17 protein-coding genes are annotated in these 17,264 nt (G+C 62.4%); 3 read left to right on the top strand and 14 right to left on the bottom strand.

Annotation, left to right across the window (positions count from 1 at the left end; genetic code table 11):
• Positions 1 to 243 precede the first annotated feature (243 nt).
• From NKH38_RS28460 to NKH38_RS28430, 7 genes are all read right to left on the bottom strand, one after another.
• Entirely contained in the window at positions 244 to 825 is a 582-nt protein-coding gene (locus NKH38_RS28460) for a dihydrofolate reductase family protein (RefSeq protein WP_352763007.1), read from the bottom strand.
• Positions 826 to 990: 165 nt separating this feature from the next.
• Positions 991 to 1,527, bottom strand: a complete 537-nt coding sequence (locus tag NKH38_RS28455; RefSeq protein ID WP_023695516.1) for an SRPBCC family protein — start codon at positions 1,525 to 1,527, stop codon at positions 991 to 993.
• Positions 1,524 to 1,955, bottom strand: a complete 432-nt coding sequence (locus NKH38_RS28450) for an ArsR/SmtB family transcription factor (RefSeq protein ID WP_023749879.1) — start codon at positions 1,953 to 1,955, stop codon at positions 1,524 to 1,526. The genes NKH38_RS28455 and NKH38_RS28450 overlap by 4 nt, the downstream gene beginning before the upstream one ends.
• A 335-nt stretch (positions 1,956 to 2,290) precedes the next feature.
• The gene (minE, locus tag NKH38_RS28445) at positions 2,291 to 2,563 is read right to left on the bottom strand and encodes a cell division topological specificity factor MinE (RefSeq protein WP_023684809.1); all 273 of its coding nucleotides are present in this window, start codon (positions 2,561 to 2,563) and stop codon (positions 2,291 to 2,293) included.
• Positions 2,560 to 3,375: a septum site-determining protein MinD gene (gene minD / locus NKH38_RS28440; RefSeq protein ID WP_023670342.1), complete on the bottom strand. Its 816-nt coding sequence runs from the start codon at positions 3,373 to 3,375 to the stop codon at positions 2,560 to 2,562. Before minD ends, minE begins: the two co-directional genes overlap by 4 nt.
• Before the next feature lie 49 nt (positions 3,376 to 3,424).
• Positions 3,425 to 4,234 (bottom strand): septum site-determining protein MinC, encoded by an 810-nt coding sequence (gene minC / locus NKH38_RS28435; RefSeq protein WP_352763011.1) that lies wholly within the window; start codon positions 4,232 to 4,234, stop codon positions 3,425 to 3,427.
• A gap of 129 nt (positions 4,235 to 4,363) precedes the next feature.
• A complete protein-coding gene (locus NKH38_RS28430) occupies positions 4,364 to 4,891 on the bottom strand; it encodes a hypothetical protein (RefSeq protein ID WP_352763012.1) in 528 nt (175 codons plus the stop codon).
• A gap of 73 nt (positions 4,892 to 4,964) precedes the next feature.
• Between NKH38_RS28430 and NKH38_RS28425 the strand changes: the two genes are divergently transcribed.
• Entirely contained in the window at positions 4,965 to 5,915 is a 951-nt protein-coding gene (locus NKH38_RS28425) for a toll/interleukin-1 receptor domain-containing protein (protein WP_352763014.1), read from the top strand.
• A gap of 45 nt (positions 5,916 to 5,960) precedes the next feature.
• On the opposite strand, the gene NKH38_RS28420 is transcribed toward NKH38_RS28425, so the two are convergent.
• The 3 genes from NKH38_RS28420 to NKH38_RS28410 all read right to left on the bottom strand — a co-directional run bounded on the left by NKH38_RS28420 (position 5,961) and on the right by NKH38_RS28410 (position 8,302).
• Complete coding sequence (locus NKH38_RS28420) at positions 5,961 to 7,598, bottom strand: SIR2 family NAD-dependent protein deacylase (RefSeq protein ID WP_352763016.1); 1,638 nt, start codon at positions 7,596 to 7,598, stop codon at positions 5,961 to 5,963.
• Between the two features lie 214 nt (positions 7,599 to 7,812).
• Positions 7,813 to 7,962, bottom strand: coding sequence for a hypothetical protein (locus tag NKH38_RS28415; RefSeq protein ID WP_352763018.1), 150 nt, complete (start codon positions 7,960 to 7,962; stop codon positions 7,813 to 7,815).
• 31 nt (positions 7,963 to 7,993) lie between these two features.
• Positions 7,994 to 8,302: a DUF2934 domain-containing protein gene (locus tag NKH38_RS28410; RefSeq protein ID WP_352763019.1), complete on the bottom strand. Its 309-nt coding sequence runs from the start codon at positions 8,300 to 8,302 to the stop codon at positions 7,994 to 7,996.
• Positions 8,303 to 8,456: 154 nt separating this feature from the next.
• On the opposite strand from NKH38_RS28410, the gene NKH38_RS28405 reads away from it, so the two are divergent.
• Together NKH38_RS28405 and NKH38_RS28400 are read left to right on the top strand one after the other, a co-directional pair.
• The gene (locus NKH38_RS28405; protein WP_352763021.1) at positions 8,457 to 8,987 is read left to right on the top strand and encodes a FecR domain-containing protein; all 531 of its coding nucleotides are present in this window, start codon (positions 8,457 to 8,459) and stop codon (positions 8,985 to 8,987) included.
• A 33-nt stretch (positions 8,988 to 9,020) separates the two neighbouring features.
• The gene (locus NKH38_RS28400; RefSeq protein WP_352763023.1) at positions 9,021 to 10,883 is read left to right on the top strand and encodes a CHASE2 domain-containing protein; all 1,863 of its coding nucleotides are present in this window, start codon (positions 9,021 to 9,023) and stop codon (positions 10,881 to 10,883) included.
• Between the two features lie 115 nt (positions 10,884 to 10,998).
• Here NKH38_RS28400 and NKH38_RS28395 read toward each other — a convergent pair whose 3' ends face one another.
• The 4 genes from NKH38_RS28395 to NKH38_RS28380 form a co-directional block, all read right to left on the bottom strand.
• Positions 10,999 to 11,310: a DUF2934 domain-containing protein gene (locus tag NKH38_RS28395; protein WP_352638761.1), complete on the bottom strand. Its 312-nt coding sequence runs from the start codon at positions 11,308 to 11,310 to the stop codon at positions 10,999 to 11,001.
• A gap of 87 nt (positions 11,311 to 11,397) precedes the next feature.
• Entirely contained in the window at positions 11,398 to 11,988 is a 591-nt protein-coding gene (locus NKH38_RS28390; protein ID WP_352740437.1) for a BA14K family protein, read from the bottom strand.
• 188 nt (positions 11,989 to 12,176) lie between these two features.
• Positions 12,177 to 15,986 (bottom strand): methionine synthase, encoded by a 3,810-nt coding sequence (gene metH / locus NKH38_RS28385; protein WP_352763025.1) that lies wholly within the window; start codon positions 15,984 to 15,986, stop codon positions 12,177 to 12,179.
• A 150-nt stretch (positions 15,987 to 16,136) separates the two neighbouring features.
• Complete coding sequence (locus NKH38_RS28380) at positions 16,137 to 17,258, bottom strand: KamA family radical SAM protein (protein ID WP_352763027.1); 1,122 nt, start codon at positions 17,256 to 17,258, stop codon at positions 16,137 to 16,139.
• Positions 17,259 to 17,264 lie beyond the last annotated feature (6 nt).

The raw sequence follows: 17,264 nt of genomic DNA, 5'->3' as shown, positions 1-17,264 counted from the left end.
GCGCCGCCCCCCCCCTCTTCTAGCGCGCCCCCGCTTCGTTCGGGGTTTGGTTGGACCCTCTACGTGGCGGTTTGTGCGGCTCGACCGTCCATCACATCCGCCTGATTGCCTGCTTGCCGGCTTTTCGCGCTCGCTACGTCGCTCCTGTTTTGCGGTGACCGTGGGTTTCATGAGCGCCTTCCCCCACTCCGTCGCCGCTTCGCGGCGCCACCTCTCCCCCCTCCGGAGGGAGAGGAAAAGAGGCTAGCTCGCCAGCCCATACACCAGGCTCACCCGCCCATCCGACAGCTGGCCGACCTGGCGCAGTTCCAGTCCGTGCCGGGCGTGCACCGTGCCGAACAGCGCCTTGCCGTCGCCGGCGAGCAGCGGATAGACAATGAGCCGCATTTCATCGACTAGGCCGGCTTCGATCAGGCTGGCGGTGATGCGGGCGCCGCCCATGAGATAGATGTTCTTGCCGGGCTCGCGCTTCAGCGCCGCGATGTCGTCGAGGCTGCGCAGGAAGCGCGTCGAGGCCCAGGCGGCCGAAGTCATGGTGTTCGACAGCACATAGTGCGGGGTTTTCGCGGCAAAGCGCGCCCATTCGAGTTCGGCCGGGTCGACCAGTCTGCCGGTCATCGGCAATGGCTGGTCCGGCTCGTTCTCAAGGATCGCGCTCCAGTAGCGCTCATAGGCGGCATACATGACGCCGCCGAGCAGGCAGGCGTCGATCTCGGGCATCAGGCCGTATTCCTCCGACCAGTTGTCGACCCAGTCGGCGAAGCCTTCGGGGCCTTCCATCTTGCCGTCGATGGAGATCTTCATTCCGGTGATCAATTTACGCATGACTTCCTCCTCCGGGCTTGCGGGATGCAAGCACGTTGCCTGGTTTCACTTCCGATGACGCGCCGCGGTGTCTGGCGAAGGCGCGTGTTTCGCCGGCCCCTGCGCCGGCATCCGGCGCAAGGGATCGATGGTGCCCGGTTGGACCGGGCGATGCGTTAGGTCAGGTCAGGCCGGCAGGCGCCGGTCGTATTCCGCCACGATACGGCTAAAGCTGTCCCAGAACGGTTCGGGCTTCTCGGCCGCCACGCGGGCAACCAGGAGGTCGAGATGCACGTGCCAGCCTGCGGCATGCATCATCAGGCTCGAGCGGTCTGGCAGGCGGCGGTGGACCAGGGTGAGCAGGACGTCGTCGCCGCGCTGCGCCAATTCGAAGGTGACATTGCCGCTGCCGTTCCAGGTGATGGTGAGCTTGCGCGGCGGATCGCACTCGACGATCTGGTTGTGCATCCGCTGCTCGCCGCCACTGAAGCTGGCCGGCCTGTCGCCGGGCGGGTCGGTCAGTTCGTCATTGCGCCAGACCAGCTCGAAGGAAGAGCCTTCCTCCATCTCCATGTCGCCGGCCGCCAGCCATTTGCGGCGCAGATCGCTCTGCGTCAGATATTCCCAGACGCGCTCCCTGGTTCCGGGCAAAAGCCGTTCGACCCTCAACGTGGCCGGCTGGATCAGCTGGGCGTAGCCGTCGAAGCTGTTCATCTGGTTCATCGGTCGTCTCCCTTGGAAGGTGTTGGCCTGGGTGATTCCGGCTTCGATGGTTCTGGATTTGCCGGTGCCGGCGTTGTCTGCGCTGCCGGCGTTTTGCGCCCCGCCTCCTCGCGCAAAAGCTGTTCGAGCACATCGAGGCGGCTGTTCCAGAAACGCGCGTATTGGCCGAGCCACTGATAGGCGGTGGCCAGCGGGCGGGCCTCGAGGCGGCAGACATGGGTGCGCCCGCGCACTTCGCGCCGGATCAGCCCGGCATGCTCCAGCGCCTTGATGTGCTTGGAGGCTGCGGCCAGCGACATGGCAAAGGGCTGCGCCAACTCGCTCACCGTACGCTCGCCGCCGGCGAGGTGGTTAAGCATGTTCCGGCGCGTGGCGTCGCCGAGGGCGTGAAAAACCTGGTCCATCTGGGGCGTCTCTAATTCAACCATGTAGTTGAATATAGAGGCGAGATTTTAGATAGTCAACTAGTTGGTTGAATGTTTTGGAAAGAGGCGCTGGCCCCCTACCTCCCCCTTGTGGGGAGGTCGGACCGCAGGTCCGGGTGGGGGTGCTTGGCGCAGGCGAGCGCGAGGAGCGCAATCTCCCCCCTCGTGGGGGAGATGTCCGGCAGGACAGAGGGGGGCGCGAAGGATCGCTACGTCTCAGCGAATCCAGATCTTCGGCAAAGCCGTTGCTACATGTAATCGACAGGCCAGCGGGACAGCGCCCCCCTCTGGCTTGCCGGCCATCTCCCCCACAAGGGGGGAGATCAGCAGCTTCAATCTCACCCCGCCATGGCCAGCGGCACTGCGCTCTTGTTGGGGATCTGGATGTCGATCTCCAGCGTCGACATGGTCTCGCCGCGGTCCATCGAAACTTGCAGATAGTCCTGGTCGATCTGCACGTGCTTGGCGATCACCGCCATGATCTCCTCGCGCAGGATGGAGACGAGATCGGGCTGGCTGCGGTTGCGGCGCTCATAGGCGAGAAGCACTTGCAGCCGTTCGCGCGCCACCGGCGCGCTGGTGCGCCGCTTGAAGATGTCGAGCAGGTTCATGCCGCCCTCCTTCCCAAAAGACGATCGAGGAAGCCCTTGCGTTCGAAGGGCACGATGACCGGCAGCTGTTCGCCCTCGAGCCGCTTGGCCGCGTCGATGTAAGCCTTGGCAGCGGCGTTCAGCGGCTCCGACAGCGTCACCGGCGAACCGAGGTTGGAGGCGCGCAGCACATCCTGGCTCTCGGGGATAATGCCGAGCAGCGGCACCGACAGGATCTCCAGCACATCGTCGATCGACAGCATTTCGCCCCGCGCGGCGCGTCCCGCGTCGTAGCGCGTGACCAGCACGTGCTTGGCGATCTGCTCGCCCTCCTCGGCCCGCAAGGTGCGGGAATCGAGCAGGCCGATGATGCGGTCGGAATCGCGCACCGACGACACTTCCGGATTGGTGACGATGACCGCCTCGTCGGCAAAGCGCATGGCGAGTTGCGCGCCGCGCTCGATGCCGGCCGGGCTGTCGCAGAAGACATAGTCGAACACCGAGCGCAGCTTGCCGATGACCTCGGCCACGCCCTCCTCGGTCAGCGCATCCTTGTCGCGCGTCTGCGAGGCCGGCAGCAGGAACAAAGTCTCGACCCGCTTGTCGCGGATCAGCGCCTGCGACAGCTTTGCCGAGCCCTGGATGACGTTGACGAGGTCGAACACCACGCGCCGCTCGGCGCCCATGATCAAATCGAGGTTGCGCAGGCCGACATCGAAATCCACCAGCGCCACCTTCTTGCCGGTCTTGGCGACCGCCGCCCCCAGAGCCGCGGTAGAGGTCGTCTTGCCGACGCCCCCCTTGCCCGAGGTGACCACCACTACCTTGCCCATCAATAAAGCCTCCGTTGTTGTTCGTTATGTCGTTGTCGGGCGAGACGCATTAGCTGAAAGGGGCGATGCGCAGCATGCCGTTGTCGAGAAATGCCTGCACAGGCTTGCCCCGGACTGACGGGTCCATCTCCTCGGCCGTGCAATACCAGCCATCGACCGAGAGAAGCTCGGCCTCGTTCCTGCGGCAGAAGACACGCGCGGCGGTATTGCCCTGCGCCCCTGCCGACGCGCGGCCGCGCAGCGTGCCATAGACGTGGATCGAGCCGGTGGCGACGATCTCGGAGCCGGACGCGACGGAGCCCAGCACGATGACATCGCCATGCGGGTGGAAGATCAGCTGCCCTGAACGGATCGGCGAGCGGATCATCAGCGTGCTGGCGTCGGGTGCGGCGATTTTGGCGTCTTTCGGCTGTGCCTTGGCATCGCTCGCCGGTTTCAAATCGCCCGCCTTGATGTCACCGGCCGCCTTTATGTCGCTTCCTGCAGTGGCGTCCTCCGCCCTGCCCGCCTTGCGGCTGGGCTGCAGCAGACCGTCGGTGGTCGCCTCCTTGGCGCCGACCAGCACCGGCGGCAGATGCGCGCCAAGCTCGGCGCCGCCGTCGAGCTCGATGGCATAGATGCGGATGCCGCGCTGGCCGAGCAAATCGACCAGCGCTTCGATGGCGACGACATCAGGCTTCAGCACGTTCAGATCGAGCACCACCGGGCGCCCGGCAAAATAGCCCGGCGAATTGCCGACCCAGCGATCGAGGCTCTCCAGCCAAACATCCAAAGGCGCCTCCGGCGTCAGCGTGAAAGCGACGAAGGAGCGGGCGCGAAAGCGAATGGATTTGGCCTCGAGGGGAGCGGCAAAGGTCACGGCGGGCGATTCCTTACTGAGAGGTAAACGCTAGGCCGGACATGGTTAATGAAAGGTTAACGGAGGGTGGGGTGGCGCTGCCGCGTCAGTGCCTTTGCGGTGGCAAACTGTAAAGTAGGAAAGGCAAGCTCAGCCCTGTGTGCCCTTCTGAACTTCCGCCTTGTAGGTCAAGAGGGGCTGCCCATTGCGATAATTGCGATCTGCAGCGCTCGCCCAGAGCCTCCACGCATCAAATACAATGCCGCTCTCAAGTCGAGCGGATTGCGTGAAGGCCTTCATGTCGCGCCATTCCCAATTGAAACGTCCGAACTGGTCGACGTAGGAACTCGCAAAATTCATGAACCAGCCGTTCTTAGTTAGAACTAGGAGTCCCGCACGCCGGTTCGTTTCGAAATGCGAAGGCGTGGCTACTTGGGAATCTATCGGCTCAAGCGCCCAATCCTGACCGTAATTCATGCAATTAATATCTCCGGTCACGCGCAACATGCGAGGAAGCTCAAAGAGGCTGGAGAGGACAGCCAGCAATCCGCCACGCTCTTCGTTGAATTCAAGAATCAACCCAAGCGCACGCGCATTTTCGTAAGAAAAGACGACGAGATCACCGACTTGCGCCGCGTCCATTCTGATAAGACAATCCGGACCTATTATCTGCCCCATGGCCGTGATTCCCACAACGACTCGCTATAGCGTCGTAGTAGAGCATAGCCATGTTTGGTGTTTGGAGCTGCCTTTGGCCAAAATCTTCTTCTCCTATTCGCATGCCGACGAGGCTCTTCGTGATCAGCTTGAGCGTCAGCTTTCGGTCCTACGGCGTCAGGGCGCGGTCGAGGTCTGGCATGATCGTAGGATTGGTGCAGGCCAGGAACTGAATTCCGAGATCGACCGCAATCTAGAGGATGCGGAAATCATCCTCCTACTGGTAAGTGCGGACTTCCTCGCCTCTGACTACTGCTACGAGCGCGAAATGATGCGTGCGCTGCAAAGGCATCGCGAGGGGAGTGCCATTGTGATTCCTGTCATCTTGCGCGCATGTCCGTGGCACGACGCACCATTCGGAAAACTCATGGCCACCCCGACCGACGGGCGACCTATAACGCAGTGGCCGGACAGGGATCAGGCGTTTCTGGAAGTGGCGAACGCCATTAGGGACGCAGCGAAGCGGATCAAACCCGCCGAGGCACCGACAACTGCCCGGATCCCGACATCGGAGTCTTCACCATCGGCAATCGACGTGGGCCCGAGAACGAGCAATCTGCGCCTTGCTAAGCAATTTTCCGATCGCGACAAGGACCGCTTCAAGCATGAGGTGTTCGACTTCATGGCAAAATTCTTCGAGAATTCGCTGACCGAACTTGAGGCGCGGAACTCCGGAATCGAAACGAACTTCCGCCGCATCGACGCCAACCGGTTCACCGCAGGGATTTACAAGAACGGAAAGGCCACGGCACGGTGCACGGTATTCATGGGAGGTGGGTCTTTCGTGGGTGGTATCTCTTATGTCGCGACTGAGACTACCGAGAGCAACACGTACAATGAAAATCTGAGAGTCGAAGCGGATGATCAGACGCTCTACCTTTGCTCGATGGGCATGGCACAATTCGGTGGCAACCGCGATGTAAAGCACTCAGCGGAAGGAGCTGCCGAACTCTATTGGTCACTTCTTATCTCGCATCTACGGTAGCGTCGCGCGATGGAAGGACCTTCCAAAATGGCCATCGCTCGATTCTCAGAAAATGGCTTTGGGGTGCAGCAACGACTGCACCCCTCTGACAACTTGTTGCGCGGTGGCGCGAGAGACATCACCGCCTGTATGCACTGCTGCATTCCTGACTTGGGACCAGTCGGAAATCTGCTGCAGAGCATTGTGGGGAATAACACTTGCGTTGGCAGCCAATTCAGCGAGTTGCCTCATCGACATGGGCCGGCGAACTCGTTCCCATCCGGGCTTCTCAAGTCGGGTTCGTAGCTCTGCTTCGAGCAAGCTCATGGCGGAAATTACGGCCGCGCGATATTCCTTCGCGTTGAACAGGCGTTGCGGCTCGTTCATACGCTCCATTTCACCCAGAGGGACTTGATTGACTAGTGACTCGACTAGCCTCGTTACGAATTGTTCGGTATCGCCATCCCATTGACCACGTTCAAGAGCGACATGAGTGCCCACCTCAGGCGGAAGTTGCTGGAACGAAGGTACAACCGAAATTACCACCAACGGCTTCCGGCGGCTACTTTCGTCCCGATGCGGTCGGCGGCTTAGCGCGAGCCGAAGTTCTGCCAAAGTCCAAGCCGATGTTGGTTCCACGATAACTGCTGCCGCTCGGTCAATTAACCCATCAATCTTGGCAGCGATGCTGTCGCCAGGCGAGATCACATCGTCGGCTGTCACTGGAACAAAACCAGCGGCCTCAACAGCAGGGAATACCCGCTCACGGTAAATTGGTAGCTGGTCTACGGGCACTGCAAAGAAGCAGAGGCGACTTAGGGCATCACGTGGGAGGCGTAGTTCGCGCAGTGGCCGCTCTTCCGTTACTGTGCTGACAGAAAAGACCTTGGAGAGATAATGCTCGCGCAATTCCGCAAACACTGCCGCGAGGATCGTCCCATAGTCACTTTTTGAACCTGGGATACTAATTACCGTCACGCCTCGCCTAGCAAACCGTGCTACATCCGCCACCTTAGAATCTATTGCGATAGCATAAGCATTTCGACGGTTACGTCCCAGACGCTGCGCTACGACGTGCCATATCTGCCTAAAATCTGGATCGTCGAGACTGTAACCTATCAAGACAGCAGTCTTTGTAATGAGTTGGTTCGCTAAATAGGTTGCAATGAGAGGGTATTTCGTCAGGAAAGCGTCATAGTCGGACTCAGTGACGACAAGTCTGTTAGGATGCCGCAGATCGCCATGCAGCTTTAGCAAGAGTGTGCCCGGAGTCGAGATATTCAGGGATAATTGATCTTCATCTACTACCGGGTATACGAAACGTGATGATACTTCGTATTGACGCTCAAGTAAGAAATCGAAATTTGTCGTGCATACGATATCGAATGGAATCGAACAAAACTCCTTGTGCGCCTCACCCGGGCTAGCATCATGAAGCATTAGGATTTCTGATAGGCGCTCTATAAGGCGGGGCCGTCCAAAAGCATGCTCATGAGCAGATATCGCATCCAGCGTACCTTGCGCTTCAAAGTCATCAAGATCGGTCTCTAACCTTCTAGCAAGGTCGGACCACAACGGCATCTTGCTACCTGCGGGCACGCGAGCATTCAGCGACATACCCGCGCCAACCACCGGCAGCCAGCGTCCATTTACAAGATCATCCAACAACGGCTTGGGGAACAATTTCAAATATTTCTTGGACATGAGGACTTGGCTCTTACTGGCTGGTTGCCGCGCAGCAAGAGGATACGGCCCTTTTTCAGCTGTCAATGCCAAACATTAGCTCAAATGGACCTTTTGGACAGCCGGTAGAAAAAGGCGCGCTATGTGTCTTGGCAGGCCCAAGCGGAAGAGCTTAGTCTGGATTCGCTCCGCATTCATCCTGCGCGACAGCCCTGCCGGCAACGCCACAACACCCTCAATGCCGCTTGAAATACTGCACCTCGCGCTCATGCTTCTCCGCCGCCTCGCGCTTCTCGAACGTGCCCAGGTTCCGCCGTTTCCCGGTCTTCTCATCCTTCTTGCGCGAATAAAGCCGGTATTTTCCGTCCTTCAGTTTGCGGATCATCTCACTCTCCCCAGTTAGCATCTGGCCCCGATCAGGATTTCCGCTTGGTCTTAAGGCTGCGGGCGGCTTGTCCGATGGCGGCGCGGTCGGTGCCCAGGCGGTAGACCAGAGCCCGCGCCTCGTCGCCGGATATGCCGGTGCGCAGGGCCAGTTCCTCGACGGTCAGCACAGCGGTGCTTGCCATCTCGCTGGTTTGCGGCAGGGCGTCGTCGGCCGCCAGCGGCAAGGCCGCTTCCCGGTCGATTTCCATCGCGGCCTGGTGCCAGTGGCGCTCGTGGTCACCATGGGCGCCTCCCTCACCTTGCCTGCCCGGCGAACGCGACCCACCATGCCGCAACATGCTTAACGCCGGAGCAGCTTGTCGTGTTACGATTGCCGGTCGGCAGCCCTCAAGCCAACGCGGCTGCAAGTGCCGGCTCGTGAACCAAACATGCGGGCGAGCTGACGGCAGAAGATTTTCCTGCCGCGGAGTTTTGCAAAGCGAGGAGACGTTGATGAGCGCAAGGGGCCGATTTTTCCGTAGTCTGGTGGCTGTCCTGTTTGCCGGTGCCTTCTGGGTGGATGCCGCCCATGCGCAGGATGCAGGGTGTACGTTCGAGCCGGTGGCCGGTACGTCCCGACAGATTCTGAGATGTCGGGAAGGCCTTGCCGTCATTGTGGAAGGTGGCGCTCGTTTTACGCTGGAGGATCGCGATCGAAACGGCAGTCCCGACGCGATCAGGTTGCGGAGCAAAGCGCTGCTGCTCGATGCTCCGGCCGGCGCGGTCCCGGTTGGCTTCGCGGTTATCACCCCGCAGGCGATCGCCGCAGTGCGAGGCACAGAATGGGCAGTCGACGCTGGCAACGGCAAGACGTCTGTTTTCGTCCTTAGAGGTCGCGTCGCCGTGCAAAGACCGGCATCCACCGCCGTCGTGATCCTCGCACCGGGGGATGGCGTGGACGTCGAGGCCGGGACAGGCAAACTCATCGTCAAGCGATGGCCCGCCAAGCGCGTGTCCGCCTTGCTGGCCCGTTTCGGCCAGTGAGCTTGCCCAGTGAGGTTGCCCAATGAGCTTGCAATGAGCCGACGAGGGCTTCCGACGCTGATCGCGCTCATTCTGGCGGGTCTTTGGGGCGCCGGCCTGGGCTTCGCGCACTGGCGCGGCAATTTGTGGTTTCTCGATCGCGTCGAGGCAACGATGACCGATCTTCGAACGCTTGTTCGAGGAACGGCAAAGCCGCCGGAGCTGATCACCATTGTCGTAATAGACGATGAAACGGTGCGGCGCGAGGGCAGCTATCCCCTCAACCGCGCCACGCTTGCCCGCATCATCGATACGATAGAGCCGCTTGGGCCGAAGGCCATTGCGCTGGACCTGCTGCTGGTCGACCCCGGGGCAAAAGACACTGACGAGGCGCTCGCGCGTTCGTTGAGCAGGAGTAGAAGCGTAATCGCCGCAGCGGCGATCTACCCCGGAAGCAAACAATGGACGCTGGGCGAAGGACCCCTCGCCCGCGTGCCGAATGCCGAGCGGTTTCTGTGGCCCCTGAAAGTGTTTTCGGACGCCGCCGCTGTCGGCGTCGTGAACGTGGTCACCGACAGGACGGGAACGCCCCGGTTCGTGCCGTTGCTGTTTCGGGCCGGAGATCAGTTGCAAGCGTCCTTCTCATTGCGTGTTGCCGCCATGGCGGCGGGAGAGGACCCTGGAATTGCGCCCGATGATCTATCGCTGGACGGACGGTCGATCCGTACCGACATTGGTCACATCCTGCCTCTGACATTTTATGGCCCGCGCGGCACGATCCGCACGATCAGCGCCGCGACGGTGCTGGAGGGCCGATTCGATCCCGGCACTATCCGGGGTCGAATTGTCTTGATAGGAGCGACCGCAACCGGCACCGGCGATGTCTTCCCGACACCGTTCGATCCCATACTGCCGGGCGTCGAGGTCATGTCGACGGCGATTGCCCATCTGACGACCGGCGACGGCATAGTGCGCGACCAGAACGTTCGCCTTGCGGACGCGGGTTTTGCAGTGGTGCTGCCCATGCTTATTGTCGGCCTGTTGGCGTGGCGCCGAAACGCCATCGGCCTGGCGGCGGTCGCCGGCGTGGTCCTGATCTGGTTCGTGGTCAACATGACCGCTTTCCTGCACCATATCTGGCTGAGCGCCGCGCTGCCGATGACCGCTGCCGTTCCGCCGGCAATCCTGTTTGGGGCCGCGCAGCTCTGGCTGGGCAGGAGCCGGGCGCAATATTTCGCCACGCAGAGCCAATTGCTTCAACGCGTTGAAGCCCCAGGACTGGGGGCATGGCTCGCCAAGCATGGCGACTTCCTCTCGGAACCCGTCCGGACGGACGCCGCCATCCTGTTCATCGACCTGTCCGGCTTCACCGGACTGAGTGAAACATTGGGACCGAGCGCCACACGCGAACTCCTGAACAATTTTCACGCGTTGGTGGACGAAGAAGTGACAAGCTGCGGTGGCGTTGTCACGAGTTTCATGGGTGACGGCGCCATGATCCTGTTCGGCCTGCCGGAACCGGCGGCAGACGACGCCTTCAATGCCGCCCGCTGTTGTGTCGGGCTCTCCAGCCGCACCAACGATTGGCTCGCCTCGTTGCCTGCGTCGACCGCATCCCGAATCGGCTTCAAGATTGGAGCGCATCATGGAACAATCGTGGCCTCTCGACTTGGCGGCGAAGGGCGTCAGCACATCGCGGCCATCGGCGACACCGTCAACGTGTCAAGTCGCTTGATGGAGATCGCTGCCGACCAGAAAGCCGAAGTGGCGGTGAGTGACGAAATGCTTGCTGTCGCCGGTCGCGACTGCGCGTTGTTCAAATCCGGTGCTTTGAGAGGACCTGTGGAGACACAGATCCGTGGACGATCCGGCTCGCTCGCAATCTGGTTTTGGCAGAGTGCCCGGGCGCCGCAGTAGATCCGGCCTTGTGATCGACAGCGCGCCATCCATGCCTTCGCCCGGCGCGCATGCCGAAATGGTGCACCAAAGCCTCGACGCTCGACACCGCTTTCGGCCTGCACATAGCTCGCAATCAGGACTTCCGCCTCCCCTCAATCCCCCTCGCCGCCTGCTCAACCGCCGCGCGGTCCGTGCCCAGTCTGTCGATCAGCTCCTGCGCTTCCTCGCCCGATATGCCGGTGCGCATGGCCAGTTCCTCGACCGCCAGGATGTCGGTGCTGGCGATCTCGCGCGGCAGGGCGTCGTCGGCGGTCAGCGGCAGCGCCGCCTCGCGGTCGATTTCGGCCTCGGCCCGGTGCCAGTGGTGTTCGGGGTCACCAGTGCCTTCGCGCTCCCAGATCTGGTAGGCGCGCTGCTGTATCTTGTGATGCCGGTCGTCTTCCATGGTGGTTCCTCCCCTGGGCTTTGAGGGCGATCCGAACGATCCCAGAAATCGCGCGGTCGCAATCGTTCGCGGCGCCCTTCGCGCTGGCTACTCGCATTGCCGTCTCGGCCCGCCGGAATATGGCTGGTAGCTGTTGTCTTCCGGACGGTAGGAGCGATAGCGGCTGAAGCAGGAGGCGACATGGTCCGGTTCGCCGCCGGCGGCCGCGTAGGCGCCCGCGCCCTCGACATAGCTTGCCTCTCGCGGCGCGGCGCGGTCGGCGCCGAGATAGGGCGATACGCAGGTGCGCTGCTGTCCGCTATAGGACATGTAGCTGTTGTCCTCGGGATCGTAAGAGCGGTAGCGGCTGGCGCACCAGGCGAGATGCGGCGGCGGCAGTTCGGTCCGCGCGATGGCGCCGGTGACGGTGGGATCGGGCTGCTGCCTGGCCGGGTCCTGGGCTGGCTCCCTGGCGGCGATGTCGGCAGGCGCGGACTGCTCGGGCGGCACACGTTCGAAGTCCTGCGCCGTCCTGTCCACCGGCCGCGCTTTCCGGGTCCACAGTTCCGCCACGCTGACGGTGGGCCTTGCCTCCCGCACAGGCTTGGCGGCAAGCAGCCAGGCTGCGAAAACCAGCCCGCTGCCGAACACCGCAAGGGTCAGCACGAAGCCGCCGACCAGTCCCAAAATCGCTTTCACTCGACACTCCTTGTGTCCCTGCCAATAAAATGCGGGACATCACGGCTTGTTCCAGAAAAGCAGGCGCGAGGGACCTAAGTCTGACCGACCCACAACCGGCAGCTCGCCGAGAACCGGGTGCGGCGCGATTTTTTTCGACGGTGAAAATCAAGGGAGCGGTCGAGCCATTGGGCCAGATCACGTCCCGGCTATTCCGCCGCCTCGGCATAATCCACGGGCACATAGTTGAGGATCGGCCCAAGCCAGCGCTCGGCATCGGCCAGCGGCATGGCTTTGCGGCGGGCATAGTCCTCGACCTGGTCGCGCTCGACTTTGGCGACGCCGAAATAATAGCTTTCGGGATGGGCGAGATAGATGCCGGACACAGACGAGCCCGGCCACATCGCATAGCTCTCGGTCAGGCCGACGCCGGCATTGCGCTCGCCGTCGAGCAGCCGGAACAAGGTCGCCTTCTCGGTATGATCGGGCTGCGCGGGATAGCCGGGCGCGGGGCGGATGCCGCGATAAGGCTCGCCGATCAGTTCGTCGGGCGCCAGCTTCTCGTCTGATGCATAGCCCCAGAATTCCTTGCGCACCTTCTCGTGCATGCGCTCGGCAAAAGCTTCGGCGAAACGATCGGCCAGCGCCTTGACCATGATCGAGGAATAATCGTCATTGGCGCGCTCGAAGCGCTCGGCGATCGCCACCTCCTCGATCCCCGCGGTGACGATGAAGCCGCCGATATAGTCCGGCTTGCCGCTGTCGGCCGGTGCGACGAAATCCGACAGCGCGACATTGGCCTTGCTGTCGCGCTTGATCAGCTGCTGGCGCAGCGTGAAGAAAGTGGCAAGCTCCTGCGAGCGCGCCTCATCCGTGAACAGCCTGATGTCGTCGCCGACGGCGTTCGCCGGCCAGAAGCCGATGACGCCGCGCGGCGCGAACCATTTTTCCGCGATGATTTTTGTCAGCATCGCCTGCGCATCCTCGAAAAGCTGGCGTGCCGCCGGTCCCTGCTTCTCGTCGTCGAGGATCTTGGGGTAACGCCCTTTCAACTCCCAGGTCTGGAAGAACGGCGTCCAGTCGATGTAGCGCGAGAGCTCAGTCAGGTCCCAGTTCTCGAACACTTTCACGCCGGTGAAGGACGGCTTCGGCGGTTCATAGGCGGACCAGTCCACCCTGTGCGCATTGGCCCTGGCCTTGGCCAGCGGCAGCCGCTGCTTGTCGGCCTCGGAGCGGGCATGCGCGTCAGCGACCTTTTTGTACTCGGCCCGCACTGTGTCGACGTAGCCGCCCTTGGTCTCCTTCGACAGCAAGGACGAGACGACGCCGACCGCCCGGCTGGCGTCATTGACATAGACCGTCTGTCCCCTGGAGTAGCGGGGATGGATCTTCACCGCCGTGTGCACGCGGCTGGTTGTCGCGCCGCCGATCAAAAGCGGAATGTCGAAGCCTTCGCGCTCCATCTCGGCGGCCATGTGCACCATCTCGTCCAGCGACGGGGTGATCAGGCCGGACAGGCCGATGATGTCGACATTTTGCTCGCGAGCCCTCTGCAGGATCTTCGCCGCCGGCACCATGACGCCGAGATCGATGATCTCGTAATTGTTGCACGCCAGAACGACGCCGACGATGTTCTTGCCGATGTCGTGGACATCGCCCTTCACCGTCGCCATCAGGATTTTGCCGGCCGTCTGGCGCTCGCCATTGTCGATGCCATTGGCGGCGTTGGCCAGTTTTTCGGCCTCCATGTGCGGCAGCAATCCGGCCACCGCTTGCTTCATCACGCGCGCCGACTTCACCACTTGCGGCAGAAACATCTTTCCAGCGCCGAACAGATCGCCGACGACATTCATGCCGGCCATCAGCGGGCCTTCGATGACATGCAGAGGCCGCTCGGCCGCAAGCCGCGCCTCTTCGGTGTCGGCGTCGATGAATTCGGTGATGCCGTTGACCAGCGCATGCGAAATCCGCCGCTCGACCGTCCAGTCGCGCCAGGCGAGATCGCGATCCCTGGCTTCCTTGCCGGCGGTGCCCTTGAAGCGCTCGGCGATCTCCAGCATGCGTTCGGTGGCGGTGCCGCCCGCCCTGGGAGCGCGGTTGAGCACGACATCCTCGCACGCTTCGCGCAGCTCCGGCTCGATCGTGTCGTAGACGGCGAGCTGACCGGCATTGACGATGCCCATATCCATGCCGCGCTGGATGGCGTGATAGAGAAACACGGCGTGCATCGCCTCGCGCACCGGCTCGTTGCCGCGGAAGGAGAAGGACAGGTTCGAGACGCCGCCCGAGATATGCACATGCGGCAGCGTGGCGGTGATCTCGCCTGTGGCCTCGATGAAGTCGACGCCGTAATTGTCGTGCTCCTCGATGCCGGTGGCGACCGCGAAGACGTTGGGGTCGAAGACGATGTCTTCGGGCGGGAAACCGGCCTGTTCGGTGAGCAGCTTGTAGGCGCGGGTGCAGATCTCGACCTTGCGCGCCTTGGTGTCGGCCTGGCCGGCCTCGTCGAAGGCCATGACGACCACCGCCGCGCCGTAGGCGCGCACCAGCTTCGCATGATGCAGAAAGGCTTCCTCGCCTTCCTTCATCGAGATGGAGTTGACCAGTGGCTTGCCCTGCACGCATTTCAGCCCGGCCTCGATGATCTCCCATTTCGAGGAGTCGACCATCACCGGAACACGGGCGATGTCGGGTTCGGCGGCGATCAAATTGAGGTACTCGACCATCGCCTTTTTCGAATCGATCAGGCCTTCATCCATGTTGATGTCGATGATCTGTGCGCCATTGGCGACCTGGTCGCGCGCCACGTCGAGCGCCGGGACATAGTCGCCCGCCGTGATCAGCTTTCGGAACTTGGCCGAGCCGGTGACGTTGGTGCGTTCGCCGACATTGACGAAGGGAATCTCATCAGTCAGCGTGAACGGCTCCAGCCCGGACAGGCGCATCTTGCGCTCGATCTCGGGGATGGCGCGTGGCGGATATTTCTTGACAGCCTCGGCGATGGCGCGGATGTGGTCCGGCGTCGAGCCACAGCAGCCGCCGACGACGTTGACGAGCCCTTCCCGCGCAAAATCCTCGATCTGCGCGGCCATGAAGTCCGGGCTCTCGTCATAGCGGCCGAATTCATTGGGCAGGCCGGCATTCGGATAGGCGCAGACGAAGGTGTCGGCGACGCCTGAAATTTCGGCCAGATGCGCGCGCATCGCATTGGCGCCGAGCGCGCAGTTGAGGCCGATGGTGAAGGGGTTGGCATGGCGCACCGAATGCCAGAAGGCGGTCGGCGTCTGGCCCGACAGCGTGCGGCCGGAGAGATCGGTGATGGTGCCCGAAATCATCACCGGCAGGCGCACGCCCTTTTCGAGGAAAATCTCGTTGCAGGCAAAGATCGCCGCCTTGGCGTTCAGCGTATCGAAGATGGTCTCGATGAGAATGATGTCGGCGCCGCCGTCGACCAGGCCGCGCAACTGCTCGCCATAAGCCAGGCGCAATTCATCGAAGGTCACCGCGCGGTAGCCGGGATTGTTGACGTCGGGCGACATCGAGGCGGTGCGGTTGGTCGGCCCGAGCGCGCCGGCGACGAAGCGCCGCTTGCCGTCCTCCTGCTGTGCCCTCGCCGCTGCCCGACGCACCAGCCGCGCGCCGTCGCGGTTCAGCGCGTAGACGGCATCCTCCATGCCGTAATCCGCCTGGGCGATCGAGGTCGAGGAGAAGGTGTTGGTCTCGAGGATATCGGCGCCAGCGATGGCGTATTGATAATGGATCTCCTCGATCGCCTTCGGCTGCGTCAGGATCAAGAGGTCGTTGTTGCCCTGCTGATGGCAGGCGCAGCCCGCGAAAGCCTCGCCGCGGAAATGCTCTTCGTCGAAGCCGAGACCCTGGATCTGCGTGCCCATGGCGCCGTCGAGGATGAGGATGCGCTCGCGTGCCGCTGCCGTCAGCGCCGCAAGCACTTCGGACCCATCGGGCCTGGCCGCGACGGGGCCGAACAATGCGTCCAGCGATGCAGAATTCTGCGACATTTTTATCCTTGAGGCGACAACCATCACATAAGGATATCTTTATGTCAACATACGGAATGCAAGCGAACGCGTCGTGGCGATAGTTCGGTGCGATCGGTCATCCCGATCGACAATGCGACGGCGGCGATCATTGGCGCCGCTGCGCCGTGCCTACACCACCACGTCCCGATATACCCTCACCTCGCCATCCTGGCCGCGGATGCGCCAATCCTGCCCTTCCCGCCCCTCGACATGGCATGGCCCGAGCGGCACCTTGCCGCCGCCTTCCGGCAGGTCCAGCACATAGATCGGATTGCAGATGCCCGACAGGCGGGCGCGCAGCGCGCCGGCCAGCGCCTGTCCCTGCGCAATCGTGGTGCGCCTGTGCGCCATGCCGCGCGCGAGGTCGCCATGGTGCAGGTAATAGGGTTTGACGCCGAGCCGGTACATCAGTTCGCGGCAGAGTTCCTCCAGCACCTCGACCGTGTCGTTGACGCCCTTGAGCAGGACGCTCTGGTTGAGCAGCACGAAGCCTGCTTGGCGCATGACGCGACAGGCCAATTCGGTGGCCGGCGTGATCTCCCGCGCATGGTTGAAATGGGTGACGACGGTGACCATCAGCCGGCCCCGCAAGGCGCCAACCAGCCCCGGCGTGATGCGCGCGGGCAGCACGACAGGCACGCGTGTGTGGATACGCAGCAGCCTCACATGCGCGATCGTCTCGATGCGGGCGCGGATTTCAGCCAGCGCCTTGTCGGGCAGCGAAAGCGGATCGCCGCCGGTCAGGATCACTTCGCGGATTTCGGTATGGACTTCGATATAGGCAAAAGCCTCTTCGAGCGCTTCTCGCGTATAGCCGCGGCCGATCGAGGTCAGGGATTCCTTGCGGAAGCAGAAACGGCAATAGACCGCACATTGGTAGGTCGCAAACAACAGCACCCGGTCGGCGTGGCGGTGCGTCAGTCGCGGCACCGGACTGAAGGCATGGTCGGCGATCGGATCGTCGAGCTCGCCTTCCGTTTCCGTCAGCTCATCCGGCGATGGAATGACCTGGGCGCGGATCGGGTCGGCGGGATCGTTCCAGTCGATCAGGTCGAGATAGGTTTTGGGGGCACGCACCTTGTGGCGTACGGCCGCCTCCTGCGCCGCCGCGTGCTCGGCGGGTGACAGCGGCAGCGAGGCGAGATCGCGGACGTGGCGCACGCCCGCGCGGATGTCGTTTTGCCAGGCGATGTCAGCATCGCGTCCTTCGTCGGCGATGGCCGCGTCATCGAAAGTGGAGTCTGGGGTCATTGGGGC

Source organism: Mesorhizobium sp. M1078, assembly GCF_040318615.1.
Lineage (GTDB): Bacteria > Pseudomonadota > Alphaproteobacteria > Rhizobiales > Rhizobiaceae > Mesorhizobium.
This window is presented reverse-complemented; position numbering and strand designations above follow the sequence as displayed.